This is a genomic window from Pseudomonas sp. BO3-4, assembly GCF_034044115.1.
Taxonomy (GTDB): Bacteria; Pseudomonadota; Gammaproteobacteria; order Pseudomonadales; family Pseudomonadaceae; genus Aquipseudomonas; species Aquipseudomonas alloputida.
Genome location: NZ_CP139018.1, coordinates 1,857,148 through 1,883,007 on the forward strand (window position 1 = coordinate 1,857,148; position 25,860 = coordinate 1,883,007).

23 protein-coding genes and 2 pseudogenes are annotated in these 25,860 nt (G+C 61.7%); 18 read left to right on the top strand and 7 right to left on the bottom strand.

Annotated features, from left to right (window positions below; all coding sequences use genetic code 11):
* Entirely contained in the window at positions 1-618 is a 618-nt protein-coding gene (locus tag REH59_RS08620; protein ID WP_014859276.1) for a GAD-like domain-containing protein, read from the bottom strand.
* Positions 619-637: 19 nt separating this feature from the next.
* Positions 638-1,983 (bottom strand): annotated as a pseudogene (locus tag REH59_RS08625) (DUF6861 domain-containing protein).
* A 258-nt stretch (positions 1,984-2,241) separates the two neighbouring features.
* Here REH59_RS08625 and REH59_RS08630 point away from each other — a divergent pair.
* From REH59_RS08630 to REH59_RS08640, 3 genes are all read left to right on the top strand, one after another.
* Positions 2,242-2,925, top strand: coding sequence for a response regulator (locus REH59_RS08630; protein ID WP_004576176.1), 684 nt, complete (start codon positions 2,242-2,244; stop codon positions 2,923-2,925).
* Positions 2,922-4,244: an ATP-binding protein gene (locus tag REH59_RS08635; RefSeq protein ID WP_003254253.1), complete on the top strand. Its 1,323-nt coding sequence runs from the start codon at positions 2,922-2,924 to the stop codon at positions 4,242-4,244. Before REH59_RS08630 ends, REH59_RS08635 begins: the two co-directional genes overlap by 4 nt.
* Before the next feature lie 324 nt (positions 4,245-4,568).
* The gene (locus REH59_RS08640) at positions 4,569-5,960 is read left to right on the top strand and encodes an aspartate aminotransferase family protein (RefSeq protein ID WP_014859274.1); all 1,392 of its coding nucleotides are present in this window, start codon (positions 4,569-4,571) and stop codon (positions 5,958-5,960) included.
* 74 nt (positions 5,961-6,034) lie between these two features.
* Here REH59_RS08640 and REH59_RS08645 read toward each other — a convergent pair whose 3' ends face one another.
* The 3 genes from REH59_RS08645 to REH59_RS08655 all read right to left on the bottom strand — a co-directional run bounded on the left by REH59_RS08645 (position 6,035) and on the right by REH59_RS08655 (position 9,873).
* The gene (locus REH59_RS08645) at positions 6,035-7,156 is read right to left on the bottom strand and encodes a cupin-like domain-containing protein (RefSeq protein WP_014859273.1); all 1,122 of its coding nucleotides are present in this window, start codon (positions 7,154-7,156) and stop codon (positions 6,035-6,037) included.
* 64 nt (positions 7,157-7,220) lie between these two features.
* On the bottom strand, positions 7,221-8,510 hold the full coding sequence (locus REH59_RS08650) for an aminotransferase class V-fold PLP-dependent enzyme (protein WP_014859272.1): 1,290 nt from the start codon (positions 8,508-8,510) through the stop codon (positions 7,221-7,223).
* A gap of 16 nt (positions 8,511-8,526) precedes the next feature.
* Positions 8,527-9,873, bottom strand: a complete 1,347-nt coding sequence (locus tag REH59_RS08655) for a dipeptidase (RefSeq protein ID WP_004573661.1) — start codon at positions 9,871-9,873, stop codon at positions 8,527-8,529.
* Positions 9,874-10,055: 182 nt separating this feature from the next.
* On the opposite strand from REH59_RS08655, the gene REH59_RS08660 reads away from it, so the two are divergent.
* From REH59_RS08660 to REH59_RS08685, 6 genes and pseudogenes are all read left to right on the top strand, one after another.
* A complete protein-coding gene (locus tag REH59_RS08660; RefSeq protein WP_128573561.1) occupies positions 10,056-11,681 on the top strand; it encodes a twin-arginine translocation signal domain-containing protein in 1,626 nt (541 codons plus the stop codon).
* A 121-nt stretch (positions 11,682-11,802) separates the two neighbouring features.
* Complete coding sequence (locus REH59_RS08665) at positions 11,803-12,279, top strand: sigma-70 family RNA polymerase sigma factor (protein ID WP_014859270.1); 477 nt, start codon at positions 11,803-11,805, stop codon at positions 12,277-12,279.
* A gap of 168 nt (positions 12,280-12,447) precedes the next feature.
* Complete coding sequence (locus tag REH59_RS08670) at positions 12,448-12,927, top strand: hypothetical protein (protein WP_012051716.1); 480 nt, start codon at positions 12,448-12,450, stop codon at positions 12,925-12,927.
* Positions 12,928-12,999: 72 nt separating this feature from the next.
* Positions 13,000-14,325, top strand: coding sequence for an MFS transporter (locus REH59_RS08675; RefSeq protein ID WP_014859269.1), 1,326 nt, complete (start codon positions 13,000-13,002; stop codon positions 14,323-14,325).
* A gap of 94 nt (positions 14,326-14,419) precedes the next feature.
* Positions 14,420-14,715, top strand: a pseudogene (locus tag REH59_RS08680) (type II toxin-antitoxin system MqsR family toxin).
* Positions 14,716-14,717: 2 nt separating this feature from the next.
* Positions 14,718-15,119, top strand: a complete 402-nt coding sequence (locus REH59_RS08685; protein ID WP_003254235.1) for a type II TA system antitoxin MqsA family protein — start codon at positions 14,718-14,720, stop codon at positions 15,117-15,119.
* Between the two features lie 71 nt (positions 15,120-15,190).
* Here REH59_RS08685 and REH59_RS08690 read toward each other — a convergent pair whose 3' ends face one another.
* Positions 15,191-16,855: an electron transfer flavoprotein-ubiquinone oxidoreductase gene (locus REH59_RS08690; RefSeq protein WP_003254233.1), complete on the bottom strand. Its 1,665-nt coding sequence runs from the start codon at positions 16,853-16,855 to the stop codon at positions 15,191-15,193.
* 553 nt (positions 16,856-17,408) lie between these two features.
* On the opposite strand from REH59_RS08690, the gene REH59_RS08695 reads away from it, so the two are divergent.
* The 9 genes from REH59_RS08695 (at position 17,409) to REH59_RS08735 (ending at position 24,306) form a co-directional block, all read left to right on the top strand.
* Positions 17,409-18,158: an electron transfer flavoprotein subunit beta/FixA family protein gene (locus REH59_RS08695; RefSeq protein WP_003254232.1), complete on the top strand. Its 750-nt coding sequence runs from the start codon at positions 17,409-17,411 to the stop codon at positions 18,156-18,158.
* A gap of 1 nt (position 18,159) precedes the next feature.
* Positions 18,160-19,101: an electron transfer flavoprotein subunit alpha/FixB family protein gene (locus tag REH59_RS08700; protein ID WP_004573654.1), complete on the top strand. Its 942-nt coding sequence runs from the start codon at positions 18,160-18,162 to the stop codon at positions 19,099-19,101.
* 75 nt (positions 19,102-19,176) lie between these two features.
* Positions 19,177-19,998 carry a substrate-binding periplasmic protein gene (locus REH59_RS08705; RefSeq protein ID WP_320450483.1) on the top strand — a complete coding sequence of 274 codons (822 nt, stop codon included), beginning with the start codon at positions 19,177-19,179 and terminating at the stop codon, positions 19,996-19,998.
* 9 nt (positions 19,999-20,007) lie between these two features.
* Positions 20,008-20,361 (top strand): DUF4398 domain-containing protein, encoded by a 354-nt coding sequence (locus REH59_RS08710; protein WP_014859265.1) that lies wholly within the window; start codon positions 20,008-20,010, stop codon positions 20,359-20,361.
* Positions 20,358-21,170, top strand: a complete 813-nt coding sequence (locus tag REH59_RS08715) for an OmpA family protein (RefSeq protein ID WP_003254225.1) — start codon at positions 20,358-20,360, stop codon at positions 21,168-21,170. The genes REH59_RS08710 and REH59_RS08715 overlap by 4 nt, the downstream gene beginning before the upstream one ends.
* Positions 21,171-21,341: 171 nt before the next feature.
* Positions 21,342-22,784 carry a PLP-dependent aminotransferase family protein gene (locus REH59_RS08720; protein ID WP_003254223.1) on the top strand — a complete coding sequence of 481 codons (1,443 nt, stop codon included), beginning with the start codon at positions 21,342-21,344 and terminating at the stop codon, positions 22,782-22,784.
* A gap of 64 nt (positions 22,785-22,848) precedes the next feature.
* Entirely contained in the window at positions 22,849-23,283 is a 435-nt protein-coding gene (locus REH59_RS08725; protein ID WP_128573904.1) for a hypothetical protein, read from the top strand.
* A 129-nt stretch (positions 23,284-23,412) separates the two neighbouring features.
* Positions 23,413-23,667: a YkgJ family cysteine cluster protein gene (locus REH59_RS08730; RefSeq protein WP_003254220.1), complete on the top strand. Its 255-nt coding sequence runs from the start codon at positions 23,413-23,415 to the stop codon at positions 23,665-23,667.
* 33 nt (positions 23,668-23,700) lie between these two features.
* Positions 23,701-24,306 carry an START domain-containing protein gene (locus tag REH59_RS08735; RefSeq protein WP_128573559.1) on the top strand — a complete coding sequence of 202 codons (606 nt, stop codon included), beginning with the start codon at positions 23,701-23,703 and terminating at the stop codon, positions 24,304-24,306.
* Between the two features lie 175 nt (positions 24,307-24,481).
* Here REH59_RS08735 and gltA read toward each other — a convergent pair whose 3' ends face one another.
* The gene (gene gltA / locus REH59_RS08740) at positions 24,482-25,771 is read right to left on the bottom strand and encodes a citrate synthase (RefSeq protein WP_003254218.1); all 1,290 of its coding nucleotides are present in this window, start codon (positions 25,769-25,771) and stop codon (positions 24,482-24,484) included.
* Between the last annotated feature and the right edge of the window lie 89 nt (positions 25,772-25,860).

A 25,860-nucleotide genomic window follows, 5' to 3' on the forward strand; every position in this document is an offset into this window, starting at 1 on the left:
TTAGAAGTCAGAAAAGCTATAGGGCTCGAGGGTGGAGATCTGTGCAAGTAGTATTAAGTGCTCGACAGCTTTGACTTTTTTTAGGTGAGCAAGATCGCAGGGGCCACCGAATGCCAAGGCTGGAACGAAACCATACATCTCATCATGATTGAGTTTGCCTAATTTGTTATATGCAGGCTCGAATAAATCGCCAAAGTCGTTGGACTCCCGTTCGATCAATAGAAAGAAATCTTGCACCTCCTTGTCCATGTTGCCTGCATCAAGTTCATTCACTCTGCCGGAGTATTGTGAAGTGTGGGCTACGATGTCTAATGAAAACCCGGAATTTTCTCCGTACAGATAGAGATCACCAAAGGCGCCCCGAGCGATGACATGATAGGTATCTCGCCCTTCGAGCGCAGTGCCTTCTATGAAGGAGGCGGCTACGCCCTCGTAGTCTTGCGGATTGACCGTCCAGAATATTCCATCACCATATCCGCACCATCCGTGCTCGGCCCAGTATTCCAACAGTTTCTTCGGCAATTTACCGCTGTAGCGCTCGATGCTAGAAGGTGGCACCTCCTGCCTGAAAATCGGCTCGCCCATTTCTTCTATGAAGAGGGAGAAAAATTCGTCCATTGTCGCGCTCCTTATCTTGTTAGCATTTGTGCAGTCTGATATTTAAAAAGCCTGATGCGCGGCCATCTTTGGCTTGCTCTTCGACTGATCTTGTCAGCTCTCCTACCCTGCTTCTCCATTGGGGACCTATAGTGGAATTTACTTGCCTATCCCCGAAGTCAGAGATGACATCCTTGCCGCCGGCGATTAGATCTGGATTGTGCAGCGCAGCAAGAGAGGACATCGTTTCCTTAGCCTGCATCGTTGAAATTTTTCTTGCTTCAACTGGGTTCATGTCCTTGGGCAGTTTTCTATAAGCTCTTTTCCTTAGGTCGTCATACAGTTTTTGTCTTGCTTTTCTCGCGGTTTTCGGATCTCGCTTTATGGGATTTGCAATATTTTCCAGGAACTCTTCAACCGTCAGCCGATTGAGTCCATCTTGTTGTTCCTTTAACTGCCGCTCAAACTCGCCATGCTTCGACGCTGGCAATTTATCCGCCTTGAAACACGCCACCGTATGCAACGGCATCCTACCGGGCTTAGCTGTCGAGGGTCCTTGTCTTTTCCCGCCTGCCGATTCGGCTGAACTGGCTGCGGATCATCCATCGTCCCTTTGCGCCGCTCCGGCACTTGCAGATCCGGCCGTTTCTTCAACCCCTCTTCATGCTTGAGCATCCATTGCCCCAGCCGCGCGCCTTTGCGGCTGGCCGCCATCTCCTGGGCCAGCACTCGGGCATCGCCGCGTCCGCGGGTGAGGTATGACACGATCGCCCCCAACAACAGCACCACGACTTCCACATGGCCTTGGGCAATCTGATGCGCGGCCCGAGATATCGCATAGGGGTCGTCCCGGCAGAACGGGCCGGTGCCTTCATTGCCGCAGGTGCCTTCCCAGGCGAAGCGGATGCCATCGACGTAGTACTCGCCGATCCGCGGCAAGCCGTCGATGAAGAACTCGGCGATGGAGGCCAGCCCCAGCGCACCGAGGATCCAGCCGCTGACCTTGAGGCCTATGGCCGCGCCTGCGCCAGCGAACGGAATGGTTCCGGCGCCGCCGGCGAATGCGCCTACCCCCGCGCCAAGCAAACCACCGGTAATGGTGCTGCCGGCGACGATCATCGCCATCTGCTGCACGACCCTCAGCAGTTCGTCGACGATGCTGTTGATGTCGAGGTCGGCGAAGCGCTGGCGTAGCAGGTGCGCCGCCTGCCATTCGGCGTGGTAGAAGGCTGTGCGGACAGCTTCGATCCGGCGCAGGTTGAGGCCCAGCGAGGCGACCTCTTCCTTGAGGCCGGTGCGGAACTGGCCACCGCTTGGGTAGCCCACCATGGCGATGACACGTGACTCGATCTCGTGCCAGGAGGGCACGAGGTAATCCAGGTACATGAGGTGTCTCCCTGACAACGTGTGCAGGGGGAAATCCCATCATGGATTCGGATCAGAGGTTTCTGGGTTAGTTGTAGGAAAAGGCGACTTCGTTTCTGTAGTGTTCGAGAAGCTCGGGAATTGGGGTTGAGGCTGCGAGGGGCAGGGTGGCGACCCGCGCGGTGCTCGATCTCCCCCCAACCCACCCCAAAAGGTCCATAATCCCCCCTTAATCCGCCCAAGGTGCAATACCAGCCACACCACTCCGGGAGCCCCACCATGCACGTTCTGCTCTGCGAGGACGACGACCTGATCGCCGCCGGCATCTGCGCCGGCCTCACCGCTCAGGGCTTGACCGTGGACCGGGTTGGCAACGCCGCCGCTGCGCGGGCGATGCTGCAGGCCGCGCAGTTCGACGTGATGATCCTCGACCTCGGCCTGCCCGACGAAGATGGCCTCAAGCTGCTGCGCCGCCTGCGCGAAAAAGGCGAGACCCTGCCGGTACTGGTGCTCACCGCCCGCGATGCCGTCACTGATCGTGTCGATGGCCTGCAGGCCGGTGCCGACGATTACCTGCTCAAGCCCTTCGATCTGCGCGAGCTGGCCGCACGCCTGCATACCTTGCTGCGGCGGGTGGCCGGGCGGGCGGTGAACGTGATCGAGCACGGCCCGCTGCGCTATGACCCGAGTAGCTGCGAGGCGACCCTGGCCGGCCAGCATGTCGACCTGTCCCGCCGTGAGCAGGCCCTGCTCCAGGCGCTGCTGCAGAACCCCGGGCGCGTGCTGTCCAGCGAGCAACTGAAGGACTGCGTATACGGTTTCAGCGACGAGGTCGAGAGCAACGCCCTGAATGTGCACATCCACCACCTGCGTCGCAAGCTGGGTAACGGCATTGTCGAGACCGTGCGTGGCCTGGGCTACCGGCTGGGCCCGGCGCAGGCACCGCAAGAGGCCGCATCATGAGCCTTCGGGTGCGCCTGAGCCTGATCCTCGGCAGCGCCTTCGTGATCATCTGGGCGCTGGCCGCGGCGTGGATGCTGCGTGACCTGCGCCAGCAGATGATGTTTTCCCTCGACCAGCGCCTGGTGGCGTCGGCGCGTATGGTCGCCGGGTTGATCGACCAGTTGCCGCAGCCGCTGACTGCCAAGGGCGGGGAGGCGCATTTTTCCGCCGACCAGTTCAGCGTACCGGACGGCATGGCCTGCCAGGTCAGCTCGCTGCGTGGCGAGATCCTCGCCAGCAACCACAAGCACGATGGCGCCATGGACGACGAGCGCAGCGGGTTCCGTGACCAGACCATCGACGATGCGCTTTGGCGCACCTTTACCTACAACCACGGCGATGTGCGCATCACCACGGCCGACCGGCACATGGAGCGCGAGGCGCTGAACCAGTCGATTCTGCTGGCGGCATCGGCGCCGGTATTGATGGCCCTGCTTGGCAGCCTGGGGCTGTTGTGGATCGGCCTTGGCAAGGGCCTGGAGCCGCTCAACCGCATGCGTGATGCCTTGCGCCGCAGGCGTGCGGACAGTGTCGAGCCGCTGCAGGTGGCGGGCATGCCCAGCGAGTTACAGCCGTTGCTGGAGACCCAGAACCAGCTGTTCCTGCGCATTGCTCAGACCCTCGAGCGTGAGCGGCGCCTGACCGACGATGCCGCGCATGAACTGCGCAGCCCGTTGACCGCGATCAAGACCCACCTGCAGGTGGCGCGCATGACCGACGGTGCAGTGCGCGAGCAGGCGCTGGAACATGCCGAGCAGGGCACCGACCGCATGCACCGCACGCTTGAGCAGTTGCTGATGCTGGCGCGGGTAGAAGGCAGCCTGTCGTTCGAGGATGGCGTGCAGTGCAGCGCCGAGCAGGTGGCGCGGCAGGCGATGCAGGATGCGGGCGGCGGCGACAACCGGCGTATCGTGCTGCGCCTGCCTGAGGAGGCTACGCAAATCTACCTGGGCATGCCGGCACCGTTGGCGGTGGCAGCACTGCGCAACCTGCTGGACAACGCCTTGCGTCATGGCGGTGATGAAGCTGTAGAGCTGGACGTGCAGATGGCAGACGGCCAAGTGGGCTTCATGGTGCGTGACCATGGGCCAGGGATTGCCGAAGCGGACCTGGAGCACCTGACCGAGCGCTTCTGGCGTAATGGGCAGAGTGGTGGTTGCGGATTGGGGCTGGCGATAGTGCAGGCAATCGTGCAGCGGTGTGCCGGTAGCCTGCGCTTTGACAGCCGTAGTGACGGCTTGCGGGTCTTGTTGCGGGTACCGGCGCGTCCGGTGCATTGATGTTTATTGCCTGTGCTGGCCTCTTCGCGGGTGAACCCGCTCCTACGGGGGTGCGGTCTGTGGGGCGGGTTTGCCTGTGCTGGCCTCTTCGCGGGTGAACCCGCTCCTACGGGGGGTGCGGTCTGTGGGGCGGGTTTGCCTGTGCTGGCCTCTTCGCGGGTGAACCCGCTCTTACGGGCGGTGCGGTCCTTGTAGGAGCGGGTTTACCCGCGAAAGGGCCGGCACAGACAAAAATAAAATCCAGTAACAACCGCTAAATCCTCCCCCCACTCAAGCGTTTCCAAAGCGATAACCGCCCATCCGCTTGCTTGCGAGGATTCACCCATGTCCACCGCTTCCAGCCTTGCCCAGGTTGCACCGGCCAGCTTGCCGCAACCCTTGTACGAATTCACCGATTCGCCTTTGCTGCAACGCCAGCAACAGCAAGAGTCCAACGCCCGCAGCTACCCGCGGCGCATCCCGCTGGCGCTCAAGCGCGCCCGGGGCATCCATGTCGAAGACGTCGAAGGCCGCCAGTTCATCGACTGCCTGGCCGGCGCTGGCACCTTGGCGCTGGGTCATAATCACCCGGTCGTAGTCGAGGCAATCCAGCGCGTGCTGGCTGACGAACTGCCGCTGCATACACTCGACCTGACCACACCGGTCAAGGACCGTTTCGTCCAGGACCTGTTCGGCATCCTGCCCGAGGCGCTGCGTCGCGAGGCAAAGGTGCAGTTCTGCGGCCCAACCGGTACCGACGCCGTTGAAGCGGCGCTCAAACTGGTGCGTGGTGCAACCGGGCGCAGCACCGTGCTGGCCTTCCACGGCGCCTACCATGGCATGAGCCAGGGCGCGTTGAGTCTGATGGGTAGCCTTGGCCCCAAGCAGCCACTGGGTGCGTTGCTGAGCAGCGGCGTGCAGTTCATGCCGTACCCCTACGACTACCGCTGCCCGTTCGGCCTGGGTGGTGAGGCCGGGGTCAAGGCCAACCTGCATTACCTGGAAAACCTGCTGCTCGATCCGGAAAGCGGCGTGCCGCTGCCCGCCGCCGTGATCCTCGAAGTGGTACAGGGTGAGGGCGGGGTAATTCCGGCCGACATCGAATGGCTCAAGGGCGTGCGGCGCATTACCGAGCAGGCGGGCGTGGCGTTGATCGTCGATGAGATCCAGAGCGGCTTCGCCCGTACCGGGCGCATGTTCGCCTTCGAGCACGCCGGCATCGTGCCCGATGTGGTCACCTTGTCCAAAGCCATCGGTGGCAGCCTGCCGCTGGCGGTAGTCGTCTATCGCGACTGGCTGGACACCTGGAAGCCGGGCGCCCATGCCGGTACCTTCCGTGGCAACCAGATGGCCATGGCGGCGGGTTCGGCGGTGATCCACTACCTGGTCGAGCATCGCCTGGCCGAGCATGCCGAGGCCATGGGGCTGCGACTGCGTCAGCACTTGCAGCAATTGCAACGTGACTATCCGCAATTGGGTGATGTACGCGGGCGTGGCTTGATGCTTGGGGTCGAACTGGTGGAGCCGCAGGGCGAGCGTGATGCCTTGGGGTATCCACAGGCCAACCGAGAGCTGGCGGCCAAGGTGCAGCGCGAGTGCCTCAAGCGCGGGTTGATCCTGGAACTGGGCGGGCGGCATGGCGCGGTGGTGCGCTTCCTGCCGCCGTTGATCATCAGCGCTGAGCAGATCGATGACGTGGCGCAGCGCTTTGCAGAGGCGTTGATCGCGGCAGTCTGAACCTTTGTCAGGGCCGCGTTGCGGCCCATCGCCTGCGCCAATGGCCCATCAAGATCAGGTTGCCGTCACGCCGGTTACCAGCCGCGTCCGGAGTCTACCCAGAAGTTCACGGACAGCGACGTGGACACTGACTCTACCTGGTGGAACCAGCCCTCGGGCAGGAACAGCAAGTCGCCGGCCTGCAATACCACACGCAGGAAGGGCACCTTAAGGGCTTCGGGGAAGCGCTCGTAGTCGGGGGCATCGGGGTTGAAATCGCAGCCGTCCAGGCCGCCCTTCGGGCTGGTTGACCAGGTGCCCAGTGCGGCGCGATGGTGCGGTGCTGCCAGAATGAACGATTTCTGCCCCCAGACCTGGGCGAACAGGTTGTCGGTGTCATCCCGGTGCAGGGGTGTAAGGGTGCCTTTGGGACCGATCCAGATGCGCGGTGGAATGAAGCGCTGGCGATCGAAGTAGTCCGGGTAGCGGATCAGAGCCTGCAGCTTTTCCGGCACGATATTGTTGCCCATGTAGGCGGGCGGCTCGCCGGGCTTGGCCGGCTTGTCGAGCGAAGCGATGAAGTCGGCCATGGAGGTGGCGCGGAAGTCGCGGTCGGTAGAGAAGGTCTTCTTCACGTAGTCACCATGCCGGGTGATGCCCTGCAGCTCGGCAAAGTGGGCCAGCGAAGCGTCACGGCCCATGGTGAACAGCGGCCAGTCGCCAAGGGCATCGCTCAGCACCACCGGCACGCCCGTTGAAAGGTGTTCATGGTGAAACCGCGACGGCGGCATTTCGGCCCGTGACAGGCGTTGTACCTCATACAGCACGGGTTGGGCTGCCGAGACCTCCTCGCTGTAGCGTCCTGGCGTGGGGTAGCGCTGGTTCATTGCTGCCTTGCTGGTGGTCGCGCCTTGCCGCGCGCTGCTGATAACCTGCGGCAGCAGGGTCGCCAGGCCCATGTTGCCGGTTATTTTCAGGCGTCCACTGGCGAAAAGCTCCTCTACGTCGACAGCGCCCGCCATGATGCCGAGGAAGTCATCTTGAGCCACTTCGATCGTGACGTCCGGAGCCTCATGCCGGCCACCCCCCGTGCAGGGGTTGTCGCATACCTCGGACCAGTAGGCGAGTCCCTGGCCGAAGTCGAACTGGAACACGCCTTCGATGCCGACGGCATGGGCATTGACGAACAGTTTTTCGAGTATGCGCTGAAGGTCCACGGTAAGCCTCGTCGGTTGTCGTTGTTCGGGGTTGGCATGGGCGCGTGTGGTCGGGCCCGGGTTGTCAGGCGCGCGGGCGCTGGCGCAGTACGTCGACCAAGCGGTCGATTTCCGCTTCGGTATTCAGCAAACCCGGCGCAGTGCGCACCACTGGCCCGGCATCGCGCGAGACGGCGTCGACGATGATGCGTTGGCTAGTCAGGTACCTGGCCAGCGCGTCGGCATCCTGGCCTTTGCCGCGAAAGAAGGTGAAGCCCGCCGAATGGGTGCTGCTGCGCGGCGTCACCAGTTCGATGGCAGGCAGGCTTTCCAGCTGTTGCTTCAGGTAGTCGTTGAGGGCGTGGATGCGTGCCTGCACGGCAGCCTTGCCGGTTTGCAGGTGCAGTTCGAACGCCTTGCCCAGGGCCCAGCGGTGCTCGAAGGCGTGGTAACCACCCGGGCTCATGATGGTGGCGAAGTCTTCGTTTTCCGAGAAGGTGGCGATGCTCGGTTGCAGCTGCCCCAGTGCCGAGGATGCGGCGCAGATGATGCCTGTCCCGCGGGGGCCGAACATCCACTTGTGGGTCCCGGATATGAAGTAGTCGCAGTTCAGGTCGGCGAAGCGCATGTCCTCGACGCCAAAACCGTGAACCCCGTCGATGACATACAGGATATGGTCGCGTTCGTCCCTGTTCTGATTGACCTCGCGTACGAGCGCACCGATTTCGCCAACCGGCAGTTTCACCCCGCTGCCCGAATGTACCCAGGTCATGCCCAGCACGCGCGTTTGTGGGGAAATGGCGGCCCGCACGGTACCCAGCACCTGGTCGGTGCTCACCTGCCAGGGTTGCTCGAACAGGCGTAGCCTGCGTACCGGGTTGCCATCGCGGGCGCTGCGGTAGTTCATGGTCTGCCGTGCGGCGGAATGCTCGTGCACCGTGGTCAGGATTTCCTGGCCGGGCGCCAGCTTGATGCCGCCATAAATCAAACCCAGGCCCTCGGTAGTGCTGCCCGTCAGGGCAATCTGGCGTGGCGCCACCTCCAGGTAGCGTGCCGCCCATTGGCGTACCTCAGCCTCGTGCTTCCACTCCGACTGGGCATCCCAGTCGACCATCAGCGCCGGGTGACGGTCGAAACGTGCACGCAGGGCCTCGATGGCTTCGCGTACCGGCCTTGGATGAGAGGTGATCAGAAAGTTGGCGAAGTGCGCATAGTTTGAGTCGAGTTCGAACAGGCGGCGAAAATCGGCCCATCGTTGGTTGCCGGCGCTCGGTATCGGCGTGGCGGCCTCGGCAACGGGTAGCAGATGGCTGGCGAGGGGCAGGCCGGCGGCGAGGATGCCGGCCCTTTTGAGAAAATTGCGGCGGTCGTTCATAAAGGTGCCCAATGGCTTAGCGCAGAGAAGTGTCGGTACCGCGGGCGGCGCTCTGTACCTGTGCCCAGACGCGCAGGAAGTTGCCACCCCAAAGCTTGGCGATGTCGGCTTCGGAGTAGCCGCGGGTAATGAGTTCGGCCGTTACGTTGCGTGCTTGGCTGGCGTCGTGCCAGCCGTCGATGCCGCCGCCTTCGTTGAAGTCCGAGCTGATGCCTACGTGGTCTATGCCGAGCTTGCGCACGGTGTAATCGATGGCATCACCGTAGTCCTTCAGGGTCGCTGGCGGCTCCTGTTCGAGGATTGCATAGAGTTCGTTGGCATATTGCCCGACCTTCTGCTCGGGCCAGCCGGCTATGACCGGGTCGCCAGGCATCAGCGCGTAGTTCAGGTCAGCCAGTGGCGGCAGCGCGTAGCGGGCACGCAAGGCATTGAGCTTTTCCTGGGTCTGCGCGCTGAGCGGCTTGAGGTAGCTGGAGAACGCGACCAGTTGCACGACCCCGCCGCTTTCCTTGATCAACTGCATTTCCTTGTCGGACAGGTTGCGGTTGATATCGACCATTGCCCGTGGTGCCGAGTGCGACGCCACCACCGGAGTACGGCTGAGCTGAATGACCTGGTTCAGCGCCTTGCTGGACATCTGCGAGACATCGATGATCACACCCAGGTCATTGAGCCGTTGTACGGCGCGCTTGCCGATGGGGGACAGACCCTCGAGCGCATCGACAGTGTCATTGAAGAACGGTAAGGGGCGAGACGAGTCGGCCCAGCTGTTGTTGCCGACGTAGCTGAAGCCGAACATGCGCACCCCGCGTGCCGCCCAGCGGTCGAGCTGGTCGATATCGTCCCCCAGCGCATACGCATTGAGCATGCTCAGGAACACCGCGAACTTGCCTTCGCCGTGCAGGCGCCGCATGTCCTGTGGGGTGTAGGCGATGGCGACGCGTTCGGGGAAGTCGCGCACCATTGCGGTGATGGCGTTGTAGCGCACTTCCTGGGTGTGGCGGGCGGCCTCGACGAAACCTGGCGTGGGGCGATGCGGGCTGTTTGCGCCCGTCCAGGATTCGGGCCAGGCAAAGATGGTCAGCGCCGCGCCAGACAACCGCCCTTGGGCAGCCTTGGCCAGGTCGAAGCGGCCCGGTCCGTCCTTGTCGGCCTCGCTGCCTTCGTTGCCGAAGTCCAGCGGCAAGGTGACATGGCTGTCGAACGAGATGATGCGTTCCTGCAAGTCGTTGGCTTGACGAACGACTTCCCGGGAGTAGCCGCCAGGGGCCGCGAAATGGTACCAGGCAGCCAGACCGGCACCCGCGGCGACTGCCGCAGCCAGGCTGATGTACAGGGCTTTTTTCCAGCGTGGTGTCGTCATCTTGGTCTCGGTAGGTTCGCCGTCGAGGGAGGGCACAGAGGCCGTCGCTACCTGGGGTGAACGAGTCGACACGGAGGAAATTTAGCCGCCCCGGCCGCGGCGTTAAATTTCAGTGCAGGTACAACGTTCTAGCCTTGGACGGGCCGTGCTCCATGGCCGCAATGAAGGCGCAGGTAGTTGCAATGACGATTTCTCGACGCGGGTTCATCGCTGCTGTGGCATTGACGGGCGTAGCGGTACCCGGAGCGCTGTATATACAGCGCCAGCGGGATGCCGAGGCGTTTCCGGAAACGCCTGGCGAGGCTGTTGTCGAGTTGGCCGATACCCGCCTGCAGCAGCTGGGTGACATCCTGCGGGGCATCTGGCGCTGGACTGCACAGGGCAAGGATGCCCAACTGCTGGGTTTGCCCGACGGGGAGCTGGAATTGTTTCTGGATGTCGCCAGCAATGGCCGGGGGCTGCGAGGTTACCTGGACACCGCCGAACGCCTGCGCAGTGAGCAGGAACCCCGTTATCGGGTCATGGGTGACTTGCTGACGGACAAGCCCGGGATGTTGCGCTGGCGGCTGTTTTCAACCGAGCCCGGTGCAGGGCAGGCGCGCTATGAATGCCATGTGGTGCTCGATGAGGTCTGGGGCGCCTATGGCAATGCCGGGCCGGCAACGCTCAATGGTCGTATCTCGGCCCTGGACCGCGCCCTGTCTCTGCCTGTTCTGGACAATGGCTTCCTGGCCTTGAAGCGGCCTTTCCCGGAGGCTCGCGAACGTACGCCGCTGTCGCCACAGCTGCTGGCTTGGCTCATTTCGCCGGAGCATCGGCTGTTCCACCAGCTATGGCACGCATCGCGGGACAAGTGGCACAAGCTGGAAGAGGACAAGCAATCCGCCCTGCGTGGCTTGGGCTGGCAACCCGGGCCGCGTGGCCAGGAGCGTGATGCGCGTGGCCGGCACAAGGATCGCAACGGTTCCGGAGAGGACTTCCTGTTCATGCACCGGCACATGCTCGGCAGTGCCAGGGCCCTGCAGGACCTGCCTTCGTGGACGCGGTTCCCGTTGCCTCAGCCGGAGCTCGAGCGTGACCGCATCGGTTTTGCCCGTTACTTCGACAACCACGACGGCAATGCCTTGCCACCGACCTGGCTGGCCCATGACGACCAGGAGTACACCCAGTGGGTACGCGACATCAAAAGCCCGGATACCTTCCACGGCAACTTTCAGGTCTGGGAGTCGCGCTACAGTGATCCGCAATATCTGAGCAAGCTGACCTTGGGGCAGTTCGGCTCAGAACTGGAGCTGGGCCTGCATGACTGGTTGCACATGCGTTGGGCGGCGGTGCCGCGCGACCCGTCCAACGGTATGCCGGTGCCTGCTGCACGTACCCCGGGTGATTTCGCTGAGCGCTGGTTCGAAGCACGCAACGATTTTCTCGGCGACCCGTTCTCGTCACATGTAAACCCGGTGTTCTGGCATTTTCATGGCTGGATCGACGACCGAGTCGACGATTGGTTCCGAGCCCATGAGCGGGTCCACCCGGGTGAGATCCGCCGCTTGCAGGTGAACGGCGTGCCCTGGTTCGCACCCGGGCGTTGGGTGGCGGTGGCTGACCCGTGGCTGGGTCCCGATACCCATGGCTGTTCGACGGTGCCGGGCTTGCGGCCCGGTCGAAGCGTCGAAATGGACCCGGAAACCATGAAGCTGGCGTTGCGCATCATTTATGGCAACGAAGACCTCTTTGCCCGGCTGCAACCACGGGTGCCGCAGCGCCCCTGGTATGCCCGCAATCTCAAGGTTGTACGGGCGTCGGGTTGACGGTAAGCACAGCGCAGGTGTGCGTTGCTGAGAATCATTATATTTTGTAAGATCGCACGCTGATATCACTCAGTTCTGCATCTGCCCCAGCGTGGGTGTGCAGACGATTCCAGGTGTGTTTGTGGAACGTTACTATCGTGAGTTGGTGAGTTTCCTGTCCGCGCGCTTGGGTAACCGTCAGGCGGCAGAGGATGTTGCCCACGATGCCTACCTGCGGGTACTGGAGCGAACGGACAACGGGCAGATCGAGCATCCGCGCGCATTCCTGTACCGTATCGCCCTGAACCTGGTGATCGACCGTCATCGTCGCCATCGGGTGCGTCAGGCCGAACCGCTTGAGATACTCGACAGTGATGAGGGCGGGCATGTGCCGGCGCTGGCGCAGGAACTGCAGCTCAACCAACGCCTGGCCCTCATGCAGCGGGCGCTTGACGAACTGACCGGCCCCTGCCGCGAATGCTTCCTGCTGCGCAAGATCGAAGGCCTTTCACATCTGCAGATCGCCGAGCGGCTGGGCATCTCCCGCAGCCTGGTGGAAAAGCACATCGTCAATGCCATGAAGCACTGCCGGGTGCGCATGCGGCAATGGGAATCCTGATTGCCAGGTTAAAGGCAAATGCAAATTCCGTCAGTCAATCACTTGATTTATGCGGCTTTCCCGACTTCTATCAAAGAAGACCGTTGCCGGGCATGGCCTTGGCATTAGCCGTTACCGGCGCAGTAGGGTCATGGAGCGTGCCCATTACCCAATGGCCTAGGTCCGACCATGGTAAACAAGACCCTGCGCATTCTCATCGCCGATACACACCCGTGCCAGCGCCTGCAGCTGGAGCGGTTGCTCAATGGTTTGGGCTATTACCGGATAGCCCCAGTGGCCAGCTTCGAGGAGCTGCAGCGCCTGGTGCAGTGCGCCTTGCAGCCCTTTCACCTGTTGCTGGGCAATATTGAGCTGGCCAGCCATTGTGGCGTCGATCTGGAGCGCTTCTGCCGTGTCAGCACACAGATCCAGCATGCCCTGCTTTACCATTCGAGCCAGTTGAAAGTGCCAGCAGTGCCGCAGGCCGAGCGCCAGGCGGTCAGCCTGAGCCTGCCTCAGGCGCCCGATAACGAGGCGCTGGAGACGTTCATGGCAATCATCGACGCACCGATGGTGGTCGGCAGGCTACCGCTGCCGGGCACCCTGCCGGCCAGTACAGCGCGGCCACGGCCGCGAGCCAACTTCGCGCATACGGTGTTCAACCGCTAGCGGTGCCGCCGGCGGGGCAATCGGGCAGCTATTTGATATGCTCTTGCCCTTTGCCGATCTGCGGACCCTGCCATGACTGCCATCGATACCGCTCGCCCGCCCCGGTTCAGCCGCGGCGACCATCGGACCCTGGGCCTGGCGGCGCTGGGTGGCGCGCTGGAAATCTACGACTTCATCATTTTCGTGTTCTTCGCGCTGACCCTCAGCCAGCTGTTCTTCCCGCCCGAGATGCCCGAATGGCTGCGCTTGCTGCAAAGCTTCGGAATCTTCGTCACCGGCTATCTGGCGCGGCCGCTGGGCGGCATCCTGATGGCGCACTTCGCCGACCACCTGGGGCGCAAGCGGGTATTCAGCCTGAGCATCCTGATGATGGCCCTGCCGTGTCTGCTGATCGGGGTGATGCCGACCTATGCCGACATCGGCTATGCCGCCCCGCTGATCCTGTTGGCCTTGCGCATCCTCCAGGGGGCTGCCGTAGGCGGTGAAGTGCCAAGCGCCTGGACGTTCGTTGCCGAGCACGCGCCCAACGGGCGGCGCGGTTATGCCCTGGGCTTTCTGCAGGCCGGGCTGACTTTCGGCTACCTGCTGGGGGCGCTGACCGCAACCTTGGTGGCGCAACTGTTCACCCCGCAGGAAATCCTCGATTACGCCTGGCGCTACCCGTTCCTGTTGGGTGGGGTGTTCGGTGTGGTGGGTGTGTGGCTGCGCCGCTGGCTCAGTGAAACACCGGTGTTCCTCGCCCTGCGCGCGCGCCAGGAGCAACCTGTGAGTTTTCCGCTGCGGCGAGTGCTGGGTGAACACCGCCGGGCATTGATCCCTGCCGCGTTGCTGACCTGTGTGCTGACCTCGGCGGTGGTGGTGCTGGTGGTGATCACGCCGACGGTGATGCAGCAGCGCTTCGGCATGACTGCCGGGCATACCTTCGCCCTCAGCAGTGTGGGCATCGTCTTCCTCAACATGGGCTGCGTGCTGGCCGGGCTGCTGGTCGACCGTGTGGGTGCCTGGCGCGCGCTGATGCTGTATAGCCTGTTGCTGCCGCTGGGTATCGGCGCGTTGTACGCCAGCCTGGTGGGGCAGTGGGGCATGACCTGGCTGGCCTATGCGCTGGCGGGGTTGAGCTGCGGCGTGGTGGGGGTGGTGCCCTCGGTGATGGTGGGGCTGTTCCCGGCGCAGATCCGCGTATCGGGCATTTCCTTCACCTACAACGTGGCCTACGCACTGTGGGCCAGTACCACGCCGCTGGCACTGATTGCGCTGATGCCGTGGAGCCCATGGGTGTGTGTCGGGTTTTGTCTGATCATGGGCGCGGTGGGGCTGCTGACGGCCCTGTATTTCGGGCGTCGTGAGCCATTGGTGTTTGCGGCGGAGCCGATACCGGTCATGTGCGGCGACAAATGAGCCGGTAACGGCTGCGGGGCATTGGGGCAGACTTCCAGGTGGGGGCTATTGGAATAACCTATTAGCCAAATTTAACCTGGAAGGTTAATTTCTCATGGAAAAGAGAATGCCTCATTGCCCGCTGGAGCGGGTAAAAGCCCTGGCTGCGGCAAGGCGAATCCGCCCTACGGGTGCTGCATTGAAAGGCGCCAAGGCGCTGGGAATGGATTTTCCGGGCATGCTTGAGGTGATCACCAGCTTGAAGCGCACTGATTTCTACAAGAGCATGACCAGCCATATTGACCACCGGGTTTGGCAGGATGTGTATCGCCCGCTTACAGCAATTGGGTACGTTTATTTGAATTGTCCGTGGTAGACGACGTGCTCATCGTGTCTTTCAAGGAGTTGTAACCATGAGATGTCCAATATGCGGCGGCTCGGAGCTTGCACCTGACATTCAGGGCATGCCCTATAGCTACAAAGGCGAGATGACAGTGATCCCTGAGGTAAGTGGCGATTACTGCTCCGCATGTGGTGAATGTGTACTGAGTCATGATGAAGCCATGCGCGTCAGTCACTTGATGACGGCATTCGAGCGCCAGGTCAACGCAAATGTTGTGGATCCTTCCTTTATTGCCTCCATACGCAGAAAGTTCGACCTCGACCAGCGTGAAGCGGGGGAAATTTTCGGTGGTGGGGTCAATGCGTTCTCCCGCTATGAAAACGGCAAGACCACACCGCCAGTGGCGTTGGTGAAACTGCTCAAGCTGCTGGATCGCCATCCAGAACTCTTTGAGGAAGTGCGTACTGCCTGATAATGGCAGCCAACAAAAAGCCCCCGGCCCATAAGGACCGGGGGCTTTTTGTTGCCGCAAGGGCAGGGGCCTTACATGTTCGGGTAGTTCGGCCCGCCAGCGCCTTCAGGGGTGACCCAGGTGATGTTCTGGGCCGGGTCCTTGATGTCGCAGGTCTTGCAGTGTACGCAGTTCTGCGCGTTGATCTGGAAACGCTTGTTGCCGTCTTCCTGGGTGACCACTTCGTACACGCCGGCCGGGCAGTAGCGCTGGGCTGGCTCGTCGTACAGCGGCAGGTTGCTGGCGATCGGCACGCTCGGATCGGTCAGCTTCAGGTGGCAGGGTTGTTCCTCTTCGTGGTTGGTGCTGGAGAGGAATACCGAGCTGAGCTTGTCGAAGCTGAGCTTGCCGTCCGGTTTCGGGTAGTCGATCTTTTTCGAGTCGGCGGCCAGCTTGAGGCAGGCATAGTCCGGCTTGGTGTCGTGCAGGGTGAACGGCAGCTTGCCACCGAACCAGTTCTGGTCGACATAGTTGAACGCCGCGCCCAGCAGCGGGCCGAACTTGTGCATGGCCGGGCCGAAGTTGCGGCTGGCGAACAGTTCTTCGTACAGCCAGCTGGCCTTGAAGGCGCTGACATAGCTGTTCAATTGATCGCCGCCTTCGCTACCGGCGATCAATGCGTCGGCCACTGCTTCGGCAGCAAGCATGCCGGACTTCATCGCGGTGTGGCTGCCCTTGATCTTGGCCACGTTCATGGTGCCCAGGTCGCAACCGATCAGCGCGCCACCATTGAAGACCATTTTCGGCAGCGAGTTGATGCCGCCCTTGGCCAAGGCGCGGGCGCCGTAGCTGATGCGCTTGCCGCCTTCGAGGTACTGGCTGATCACCGGGTGGTGCTTGAGGCGCTGGAATTCGTCGAACGGCGACAGGTAGGGGTTGGCGTAGGACAGGTCGACGATGAGGCCGACCACCACCTGGTTGTTTTCCAGGTGATAGAGGAACGAGCCACCGGTGTTTTCCTTGGCCACCACGTCCAGCGGCCAGCCGGCGGTGTGCACCACCAGGCCCTGTTCGTGCTTGGCCGGGTCGATTTCCCAGATTTCCTTCAGACCGATGCCGTAGTGCTGGACGTCGGACTCGCTGTCGAGGTTGAAGCGCTTGATCAGTTGCTTGCCAATATGGCCACGGCAGCCTTCGGCGAACAGGGTGTACTTGGCGCGCAGCTCCATGCCCGGGGTGTACAGGCCGTCCTTGGGGTTGCCTTCACGGTCGACACCGAGGTCGCCGGTGACGATGCCGCGGACCACGCCGTTGTCGTCGAACAGCGCTTCCTGAGCGGCGAAGCCCGGGTAGATCTCTACACCAAGGTTTTCGGCCTGCTGGGCCAGCCAGCGGCACAGGTTGCCCAGCGAGATGATGTAGTTGCCATGGTTGTGCATGGTCTTGGGCACGAACAGGTCAGGCACCTTGGTCGCGCTGCCGGCATCCTTGAGCACGTAAATGTCGTCGCGCTTCACTTCGGTGTTCAGCGGTGCACCGAGTGCTTTCCAGTCGGGGAACAGCTCGTTCAGGGCGCGGGGCTCGAACACTGCGCCAGAGAGGATGTGGGCGCCGACTTCAGAGCCTTTCTCCACCACGCAGACGCTGATTTCGCTACCGGCTTCGGCGGCCTTCTGCTTCAGGCGGCAGGCGGCGGACAGGCCCGCCGGGCCGGCGCCGACGATGACCACGTCGAATTCCATGTATTCGCGTTCCACTGGTTCTCTCCTACTCATCAAGGCTCGTGCTGTTGCTTTGTCTTATGGGTGCGGGGCATTCGCAGCGGTTCTACGCAACGGCGGAACTGTAGCTGGGCAAATGACGGACTACACCGTTTTGTCTTGGCCGCGCATTATATCTACACCACTTGGCGGGTCCAATACAAACGTTTGTTTGAATTTGCCGCAGGCCAGTAAAATCACAGGAACGCGGCTGGAGGGTGACCGATTTGCCGTATTGACCGGAATGGGTGTTACGGTCAAGATACGAGCGGTTTTACGTTCGCCGTAGGCTTGCAGCCGGGCGCAGGTACACCTCTAAAGACCAGGTGTGGAGCAGGGTTTTGCGGGCTTAGGCCGGTTTGTAGTGGAGTTTACACGCCACGACAGGAAATGACCCGTGAGGATTTGTCGCAAGAGTCCGAACAAGACTGTTTGGTCACTGTGAAGTTGCTGCCTCCCGATACGTCTTTAGAGGTGCCCTTGTACCCACGCGCATCGCTGGGCTCTGCCCCAGGCGACTATCTATTCACCGGAGAGTAACGAGGAATCCATGAAGGTTCTTGTAGCTGTCAAACGAGTGGTCGACTACAACGTCAAGGTTCGCGTCAAAGCGGACAACTCCGGCGTCGACCTTGCTAACGTCAAGATGTCCATGAACCCCTTCTGCGAAATCGCCGTGGAAGAAGCCGTACGCCTGAAGGAAAAAGGCGTTGCGACCGAGATCGTCGTGGTTTCCGTCGGCCCGACCACCGCCCAGGAGCAACTGCGTACTGCCCTGGCCCTGGGTGCCGACCGTGCCATCCTGGTAGAAGCCGCTGACGAACTGAACTCCCTGGCCGTGGCCAAGGCGCTGAAGGCCGTTGTCGACAAGGAGCAGCCGCAGCTGGTCATTCTCGGCAAGCAGGCCATCGACAGTGACAACAACCAGACCGGCCAGATGCTGGCCGCCCTGACTGGCTTCGCCCAGGGTACCTTTGCGTCCAAGGTCGAAGTCGCTGGCGACAAGCTGAATGTCACCCGTGAAATCGATGGCGGCCTGCAGACCGTTGCACTGAACCTGCCCGCGATCGTCACCACCGACCTGCGCCTGAACGAGCCACGCTATGCGTCGCTGCCGAACATCATGAAGGCCAAGAAGAAGCCGCTGGAGACTGTTACTCCAGACGCACTGGGCGTTTCCCTCGCCTCCACCAACAAGACCGTGAAGGTTGAAGCCCCGGCTGCCCGCAGCGCTGGCATCAAGGTCAAATCGGTGGCCGAACTGGTCGAGAAGCTGAAGAACGAAGCGAAGGTAATCTGATATGACTATCCTGGTTGTCGCTGACCTTCTACAAGGTCCGGAGAACGGTGCCGTAGCCCCGGCCACCCTGAACACTGTCGCCGCAGCCGCCAAGATCGGTGGTGATGTGCACGTGCTGGTCGCAGGCCAGAACGTCGGTGGCGTTGCTGAAGCCGCTGCCAAAATCTCTGGTGTTGCCAAGGTGCTGGTGGCTGATAACGCCGCCTACGCCCACGTCCTGCCGGAAAACGTCGCGCCGCTGATCGTCGAGCTGGCCAAGGGTTACAGCCACGTGCTGGCCCCGGCTACCACCAATGGCAAGAACATCCTGCCGCGCGTTGCCGCGCTGCTGGACGTGGACCAGATCTCCGAGATCATCTCGGTCGAGTCCGCCGACACCTTCAAGCGCCCGATCTACGCGGGTAACGCCATTGCCACCGTGCAATCGAGCGCGGCCATCAAGGTGATCACCGTGCGTACCACCGGCTTCGACGCCGTGGCCGCCGAAGGTGGTTCGGCTGCCGTCGAGGCTGTTGGCGCTGCGCACAACGCCGGTATTTCGGCTTTCGTTGGCGAAGAGCTGGCCAAGTCCGACCGCCCAGAGCTGACCGCAGCCAAGATCGTCGTTTCCGGCGGCCGTGGCATGGGCAACGGTGACAACTTCAAACACCTGTACAGCCTGGCCGACAAGCTCGGCGCCGCCGTCGGTGCTTCGCGCGCCGCGGTCGACGCAGGCTTTGTGCCGAACGACATGCAGGTCGGCCAGACCGGCAAGATCGTTGCGCCACAGCTGTACATCGCCGTCGGTATCTCCGGCGCGATCCAGCACCTGGCCGGCATGAAAGACTCCAAAGTGATCGTGGCGATCAACAAGGACGAAGAAGCGCCGATCTTCCAGGTGGCCGACTACGGCCTGGTCGCTGACCTGTTCGAAGCGGTTCCGGAGCTGGAAAAGCTGGTCTGATCCGCCTGCTTCACTTATAAAGAACCCGGCCCTCGTTTTGAGGGTCGGGTTTTTTTATGGCTTGAGGGGTGAGGGATGACGTTGCGCGGAACGGGCAGGGTGCTGGCATGTGTGGCGCTGTTGGTGTCACCACTGGCCATGGCCGCAGGCAAGTGCGAGCGCTTGGTGGCGACCGGCAGCCCTGATGCGCCGCCCTATTTGTGGCAAGACCCGAAAGATCCGAAGCACCTGATCGGCGCCAACGTTGACCTGTTGCGCCAGGTGGCAGGAGAGCTGGGTGTGAAGGTCGAGGTGCTGAGTGCCGGTCGCCGTGATCAGGCGCTGGAAGAGGTGCGCAGTGGGCGCATGGACCTGCTGCTCGACACCCCCATGCAGGTGGAGCAACTGACCGCGCTGGACTACATCCATCCGCCGTTGCAGCTCAATGAGTACCTGGTGTGGACCCGCCATGATGCAGCGGTGACCTTTGATGGCCCGGCCGACCTGGCCAGGTACCAGGGCAGTTTGTCCGAGCGTGCGCGCCTGACCCCGGCCTTTACTGCGTTCGCCAAGGCCCAGCTCAAGCTGGTGCCGGCGCAGAACCTGACCCAGGCGTTCCAGAAACTGTTACTCGGCCAGGTGGATTATGTGCTGGCTGGCCGTTACTCCGGTATGGCCATGGCCCAGAGCCTGGGCATGAGCAATGACCTGATAGCCCGCGGCTTGCCGGTGGACAGGCCGGGCCTGTACCTGGCGCTGTCGCACAACTCGGCGTGCAATGACAGCTGGTTGCGTGGGCAATTGGCAAAAAAACTGACAGAATTGCCGATCTCTGGTGCATCCGAAGCTGTGCTGCAACGTAATGTCGAGCGCTGGAAAGCGCAGATGCAGGTACCGGCGGACGCCCCCAAACACTAGGAAGATTGCGTGAGAACCCAACCACTAATCCTTGCCCTGGCCGTGCTCGGCCTGGCTGGCTGCGCCAATGACCCGGCCCCTGAAGAGCAGATGCGCATTTCCGAACAGGCACTGGACCAGGCCAAGGCCGTCGGCGCCACTGAGCAGGTCGAAACGCTGAAACTGGCTGAAGACAAGCTGGCCCGCGCCAAGGCCAACATGCTTACCCAGGACTACCGCGATGCGCGCATGCGCGCTGAGCAAGCCGAGCTGGATGCGCGCCTGGCCGAGGCCCAGGTGCTGAACCAGAAGAGCGAAGAGCAGCTGCAGGTGCTGCAGTCGCGGGTCAAGCGCTTGCGCAAGCAACTGGAGGTGCAGCCATGATCCGTCGTACGCCTTTGGCTGCACTGGCATTGTTGGCGCTGACGGCAGGTTTGCAAGGTTGTGCCAGCCAGCGCAGCAGTGCCGCGCTGGATGAGGCCACCGTCGCCTTCCAGGGGGTCAAAGATGATTCCGATGTGCTGCGCAGCGCGCCGCGTGACGTGATTCGGGCGGGTGAGTCGCTGGCTCGCGCCGAGCGCTTGTCCAGTTACATCGGCACCGGTTCTGATGTGCGGCATTATGCTTACCTCAGCCAGCGCTACAGCGAGATTGCCCGCGAGCATGCCAAGCTGGCGCTGAACCAGGAGCGCCAGGCCAAGCTCGACCTGGAGCGCCAGCGCCTGCAGTTGGCCTTGCGTGAGGCCAAGCTGGCCAGCGTGCAGCAGCAGGGCAAGTGGGTCGAGTCGCAGATTGCCGCGTTGGCTTCGGAGCAGACCGACCGTGGCTTGGTGATGACCTTGGGCGATGTGCTGTTCGATACCGGCAGTGCCGACCTGAAGAACTCGGCCAGTCGGACTGTGCTCAAGCTGGTGCAGTTCCTGCAGCTCAACCCGCGCCGGGTAGTGCGTATCGAGGGCTATACCGACAGTACTGGCGCGGGCGAGGAGAATCTCAAGCTGTCGCGCGACCGGGCGCAGTCCGTGGCCGACATGCTTGTGGACCTGGGCATCGATGAAAAGCGCCTGCAGGTCGAGGGCTATGGCGACCAGTACCCGATCGAGGCCAATGCTTCGGAGCGGGGCAGGGCGCAAAACCGACGAGTGGAGATCGTATTCTCCGATGACAAGGGTCGGCTCGCGCCAGCGCGCTGAGTCTTGTCGAAACGGGCCGCTTTGCGGCCCGTTTTATGTCGGTTTAATCGTTTCGATAGCGGTCACGCTGTTGTATTGTCGACTATGTTGCAATCTGTCCCAGTACACTTTGCAACTGTTACGGTATTCTCTACCGTCAGTGACCCGTACAAGAATAACGAGCATGTCGACATGACCAACCTGCTGCTGTACCAGCGTATCGCCCAGCAACTGGCCGATGATATCCGTCGCGGTGTCTACCAGCCAGGCGAGCGGGTACCTTCCGTGCGCAAGATGAGCGCCCAGCTCAACGTCAGCCATGCCACGGTGTTGCAGGCCTATGCCAATCTTGAGGACCAAGGGCTTATCCGGGCGCGGCCGCAGTCTGGCTATTACGTGCACCAGACCCCTGCCTTGACCGCGCAAACCCCGGACATCGCCCGGGTGGAACGCCCCGGCCTGGTCACGCGCGCCAGCATCATCCAGCAGGTGCTGACTGAGGCGCGCCGCGATGGTGTGTTCCCGTTTGGCGCTGCAGTGCCGCATGTCGACTACCTGCCAGTGCGCGCCCTGCATCAGCAAATCGCCAAGGTGACGCGCTTCCACAGCCCGCGCGCCTTCAGCTACATGTTCAGCCCCGGTTTCGAGCCGCTGCGCCGACAGATTGCCATACGCATGCGCGATGCCGGCGTGCTGGTCGACCCGCGCGAAGTGATCGTGACCCATGGGTGTGTCGATGCCCTGCAGATGTCTCTGCGGGTGCTCACCCGCCCAGGTGACCTGATCGCCGCCGAGTCACCGACCTATTACGGCTTGCTGCAGCTGGCTGACCTGCTGGGTTTGAAAGTGATCGAAATCCCCAGTGACCCGTCCACCGGTATCAGCCTCGAAGCCTTGCAACTGGCGGCTAACCAATGGTCGATCAAGGCGCTGGTGCTCACTGCGCGCTTGAGCAACCCGCTGGGCGGCACCGTTCCCGAAGAGCGGCAAAAGCAATTGCTGCGCCTGGCCTCCGACTTCGATATCCAGATCATCGAGGATGACATCTACGGTGAGCTGATGTTCGAGCAGGGCAAGACCAAGGCGCTGAAGGCGTTCGACCGGCTGGACCGGGTAATCTACTGTTCGAGCTTCTCCAAGACCCTGTCCCCTGGCGTGCGGGTGGGCTGGATGATCGCCGGGCGTTACCAGGACGAGATTCAGCGCCTGCAGACGTTTACCACCCACTCGGCCTGTAGCGTGACGCAGATGGGCGTGGCAGCCTACCTGGAGAATGGCGGCTACGACCGGCATCTGCGCTACATACGCCAGGAATATCGCAAGAACCTCAGTGCCTATCAGTTGGCAGTGCAGCAGCACTTCCCCGAGGGTACCCAGATGACCCGGCCGACAGGCGGCTTCATTCTCTGGGTGAGCCTGCCGGGTCGGGTCAATACCCAGGAGCTGCATGTGCGTGCGCTGGAGCAGGGCATCAGCATTGCGCCAGGACTTATATTCAGTAACACAGAGCAGTTCAACCACTGTGTCCGACTCAACTGCGGCATACCTTGGAATAAGGAGGCCGAGCGGGCTGTGATTACGCTCGGTTTGCTGGCGCAGCAGTTGTGCAGGGAGACTGCGGTTACGCTTTTGTAAGGCTTGCAAGCTGCCTATGGAACAGGGAGCATACGCATTTTTCCTGCCAGTCTGTCCATTTGCCATGAACGTTTTGCGCTGCTTTGTTCTGATCGTGTGCCTTTTGCCGTTTTGCTGCCCGGTCGCCCCTGCCTTGGCTGCGCAACCGGCAAACGAGGTTCAGGCGGCTCAGGGTAAGCACGTGCCAAAAAAGGCGACAGCCAAGCCCGCGCACAAGCCGGTCAGCAAAGCGGTTGCCAAGCCATTGCCCAAGACAGGGCTGGACCTTAGCTTGCCCGTCGAGATGGTCAACAACCTTGAGCCGAATGTGGGCACGCTTTCCCCAATCCAGCGGCGCAAAGCTTTGTTGCCGCCCATGTTCACAGAAAAGCCAGAGACCAATGACAGCCCGTTCCAGCTCAATGGCCGGCTGATCAACAACGAAATGCAGCTGCAACTGCGCAATGATAGCCGTCGTGAGGTGGAGGGCGCTGCCATCGATTTCGAGTATCGCCAATAGGCGAGAACTGACTGCTGGGTCACAGCAGATTTCATCGTGCCAGCAATTTCAAACGACTGTTTGAGCGGTTACTATCCAGGGACGTTCGTCCCGTTTTGTTCCAGGGAGTCCTGATTTTGGTGAATAGCCATGAAATGCCGTGAGGGCTGTGGTGCCTGCTGCATCGCCCCGTCCATCACTTCTGCGATGCCGCGAATGCCCAATGGCAAGCCGGCGGGTGAGCGCTGCCTGCACCTGACTGCGGCCAACCTTTGCGACCTGTTCGGCAAGCCCGAGCGGCCGGCGGTGTGCGGTGGCTTCAAGGCGGATGCCGAGGTGTGCGGCAGTGATCGTGACGAGGCAATCAGGATTCTTGGCTGGTGGGAGCAGATGACGGCGGCGTGACAGGCTGGATCTTCGACAACAAGGATAAACATGATGAGATCGTTCAAGCGTATTGCACTGCTGTGTGGCGTGGGTGTTCTGCTGTCGCCTGTGGCCTGGGCTGAAAACTGGCAAGTGGCCAAGAACGAGGACGGGATCAAGGTATCCCTCAGCGAAGTGGCGGGTTCCAAGTACAAGGCCTATCAGGGCGTTACCGTGATCAAGGCGCCGCTGGCCAAGGTGCAGGCGTTGCAGGAAGATGTGGTGGGTGCCTGCGCATGGATTCATGAGTGCAAGTTGCAGAAATTGCTCAAGCAAGAAGGTGGCCAGACCTGGACCTACACCCAGTTCAATACACCCTGGCCGGTGACGCCGCGTGATTCGGTTTTGCATGTGACCACGGTCAAGGAGACGGACGGCAGCCTGGTGCGTAACCTGAAGGAAGAGCCGACCTATTTGCCGGAAGAGAAGGGCTTTGTGCGGGTGGCCAAGGTTGAGGGCTTCTGGAAGCTGGTGCCCAAGGGCGACAGCACGGAGGTGACCTACCAGGTGCACACCGAGCCGGGCGGCAGCGTGCCGGCAATGGTGGCCAACAAGTTCGTGGTGGATGCGCCGTTCAATACCCTGAAAGGGCTGCGCGAGCGGGCGGAGAAAAACTGAGGTTTTGTGGTGTCTGTGCCGGCCTCTTCGCGGGCTTGCCCGCTCCCACAGGTACAGCGCAGCCCTCGAGATCTGTGCAGTACCTGTGGGAGCGGGCAAGCCCGCGAAGAGGCCGGTACGGGACAAATAAAAAAGGCTGCCCGAGGGCAGCCTTCTTGCGTTCGGCTACTGCAGCTTACTTGCGGTCTTTCAGAGCAACGATGTCGCGCTTCTGCTCGCCGGTGTACAGCTGGCGCGGACGGCCGATCTTGTACGGGCTGGAGAGCATTTCTTTCCAGTGCGAGATCCAGCCCACGGTACGTGCCAGGGCGAAGATCACGGTGAACATGCTGGTCGGAATGCCGATCGCCTTGAGGATGATCCCCGAGTAGAAGTCGACGTTCGGGTACAGCGAGCGCTCGATGAAGTAAGGATCGGTCAGGGCGATCTCTTCCAGGCGCATGGCCAGTTCCAGCTGCGGGTCGTTCTTGATGCCCAGCTCGCGCAGGACTTCGTCGCAGGTCTGCTTCATCACGGTGGCGCGCGGGTCGCGGTTCTTGTACACGCGGTGACCGAAGCCCATCAGCTTGAACGGGTCGTTCTTGTCCTTGGCCTTGGCGATGAATTTGTCGATGTTCGAAACATCGCCGATTTCATCCAGCATGGTCAGTACGGCTTCGTTCGCACCGCCGTGGGCCGGGCCCCACAGTGCAGCGATACCGGCGGCGATACAGGCGAACGGGTTGGCACCCGACGAGCCGGCCAGACGAACGGTGGAGGTGGAGGCGTTCTGCTCGTGGTCGGCGTGGAGGATGAAGATCCGGTCCATTGCCTTGGCCAGCACCGGGCTGATCGGTTTGATCTCGCACGGGGTGTTGAACATCATGTGCAGGAAGTTTTCCGCGTACGACAGGTCGTTGCGCGGGTACATCATCGGCTGGCCCATGGAGTACTTGTAAACCATCGCAGCCAGGGTCGGCATCTTGGCGACCAGGCGCACCGCGGAGATTTCGCGGTGTTGCGGGTTATTGATGTCCAGGGAGTCGTGATAGAACGCCGACAGCGCGCCGACTACGCCGCACATCACCGCCATCGGGTGAGCGTCGCGGCGGAAGCCGTTGAAGAAGGACTTCAGCTGCTCGTGAACCATGGTGTGGTTCTTGACGGTGCTGACGAACTGGGCCTTCTGCTCGGCATTCGGCAGTTCGCCGTTGAGCAGCAGGTAGCAGGTTTCGAGGTAGTCGGACTGTTCGGCGAGTTGCTCGATCGGGTAGCCGCGGTGCAGCAGGATACCTTTGTCGCCGTCAATATAGGTGATCTTCGACTCGCACGAGGCAGTCGCCATGAAACCTGGGTCGAAGGTGAAGTGACCAGTGGCCCCTAACCCGCGGACGTCGATTACATCAGGACCAACGGTGCCGGTTAAAATGGGCAGCTCGACGGGGGCAGCGCCCTCGATGACCAACTGCGCTTTTTTGTCAGCCATGTGGCCTCCTATTAATGCTTGAAATCATCAGACAGACCCCCCACGCAGGGCCCGCACCACTATAGAGGGATAAATTCAGATGTCAATTT

Coding starts and splice junctions, on each gene's coding strand:
- REH59_RS08660 (WP_128573561.1), top strand. CDS start 10,056: ATGACGATTTCTCGACGCGGGTTCATCGCTGCTGTGGCATTGACGGGC.
- REH59_RS08655 (WP_004573661.1), bottom strand. CDS start 9,873: ATGACGACACCACGCTGGAAAAAAGCCCTGTACATCAGCCTGGCTGCG.
- REH59_RS08700 (WP_004573654.1), top strand. CDS start 18,160: ATGACTATCCTGGTTGTCGCTGACCTTCTACAAGGTCCGGAGAACGGT.
- gltA (WP_003254218.1), bottom strand. CDS start 25,771: ATGGCTGACAAAAAAGCGCAGTTGGTCATCGAGGGCGCTGCCCCCGTC.
- REH59_RS08635 (WP_003254253.1), top strand. CDS start 2,922: ATGAGCCTTCGGGTGCGCCTGAGCCTGATCCTCGGCAGCGCCTTCGTG.
- REH59_RS08720 (WP_003254223.1), top strand. CDS start 21,342: ATGACCAACCTGCTGCTGTACCAGCGTATCGCCCAGCAACTGGCCGAT.
- REH59_RS08670 (WP_012051716.1), top strand. CDS start 12,448: ATGGTAAACAAGACCCTGCGCATTCTCATCGCCGATACACACCCGTGC.
- REH59_RS08675 (WP_014859269.1), top strand. CDS start 13,000: ATGACTGCCATCGATACCGCTCGCCCGCCCCGGTTCAGCCGCGGCGAC.
- REH59_RS08715 (WP_003254225.1), top strand. CDS start 20,358: ATGATCCGTCGTACGCCTTTGGCTGCACTGGCATTGTTGGCGCTGACG.
- REH59_RS08620 (WP_014859276.1), bottom strand. CDS start 618: ATGGACGAATTTTTCTCCCTCTTCATAGAAGAAATGGGCGAGCCGATT.
- REH59_RS08640 (WP_014859274.1), top strand. CDS start 4,569: ATGTCCACCGCTTCCAGCCTTGCCCAGGTTGCACCGGCCAGCTTGCCG.
- REH59_RS08705 (WP_320450483.1), top strand. CDS start 19,177: ATGACGTTGCGCGGAACGGGCAGGGTGCTGGCATGTGTGGCGCTGTTG.
- REH59_RS08630 (WP_004576176.1), top strand. CDS start 2,242: ATGCACGTTCTGCTCTGCGAGGACGACGACCTGATCGCCGCCGGCATC.
- REH59_RS08650 (WP_014859272.1), bottom strand. CDS start 8,510: ATGAACGACCGCCGCAATTTTCTCAAAAGGGCCGGCATCCTCGCCGCC.
- REH59_RS08730 (WP_003254220.1), top strand. CDS start 23,413: ATGAAATGCCGTGAGGGCTGTGGTGCCTGCTGCATCGCCCCGTCCATC.
- REH59_RS08735 (WP_128573559.1), top strand. CDS start 23,701: ATGAGATCGTTCAAGCGTATTGCACTGCTGTGTGGCGTGGGTGTTCTG.
- REH59_RS08725 (WP_128573904.1), top strand. CDS start 22,849: ATGAACGTTTTGCGCTGCTTTGTTCTGATCGTGTGCCTTTTGCCGTTT.
- REH59_RS08695 (WP_003254232.1), top strand. CDS start 17,409: ATGAAGGTTCTTGTAGCTGTCAAACGAGTGGTCGACTACAACGTCAAG.
- REH59_RS08685 (WP_003254235.1), top strand. CDS start 14,718: ATGAGATGTCCAATATGCGGCGGCTCGGAGCTTGCACCTGACATTCAG.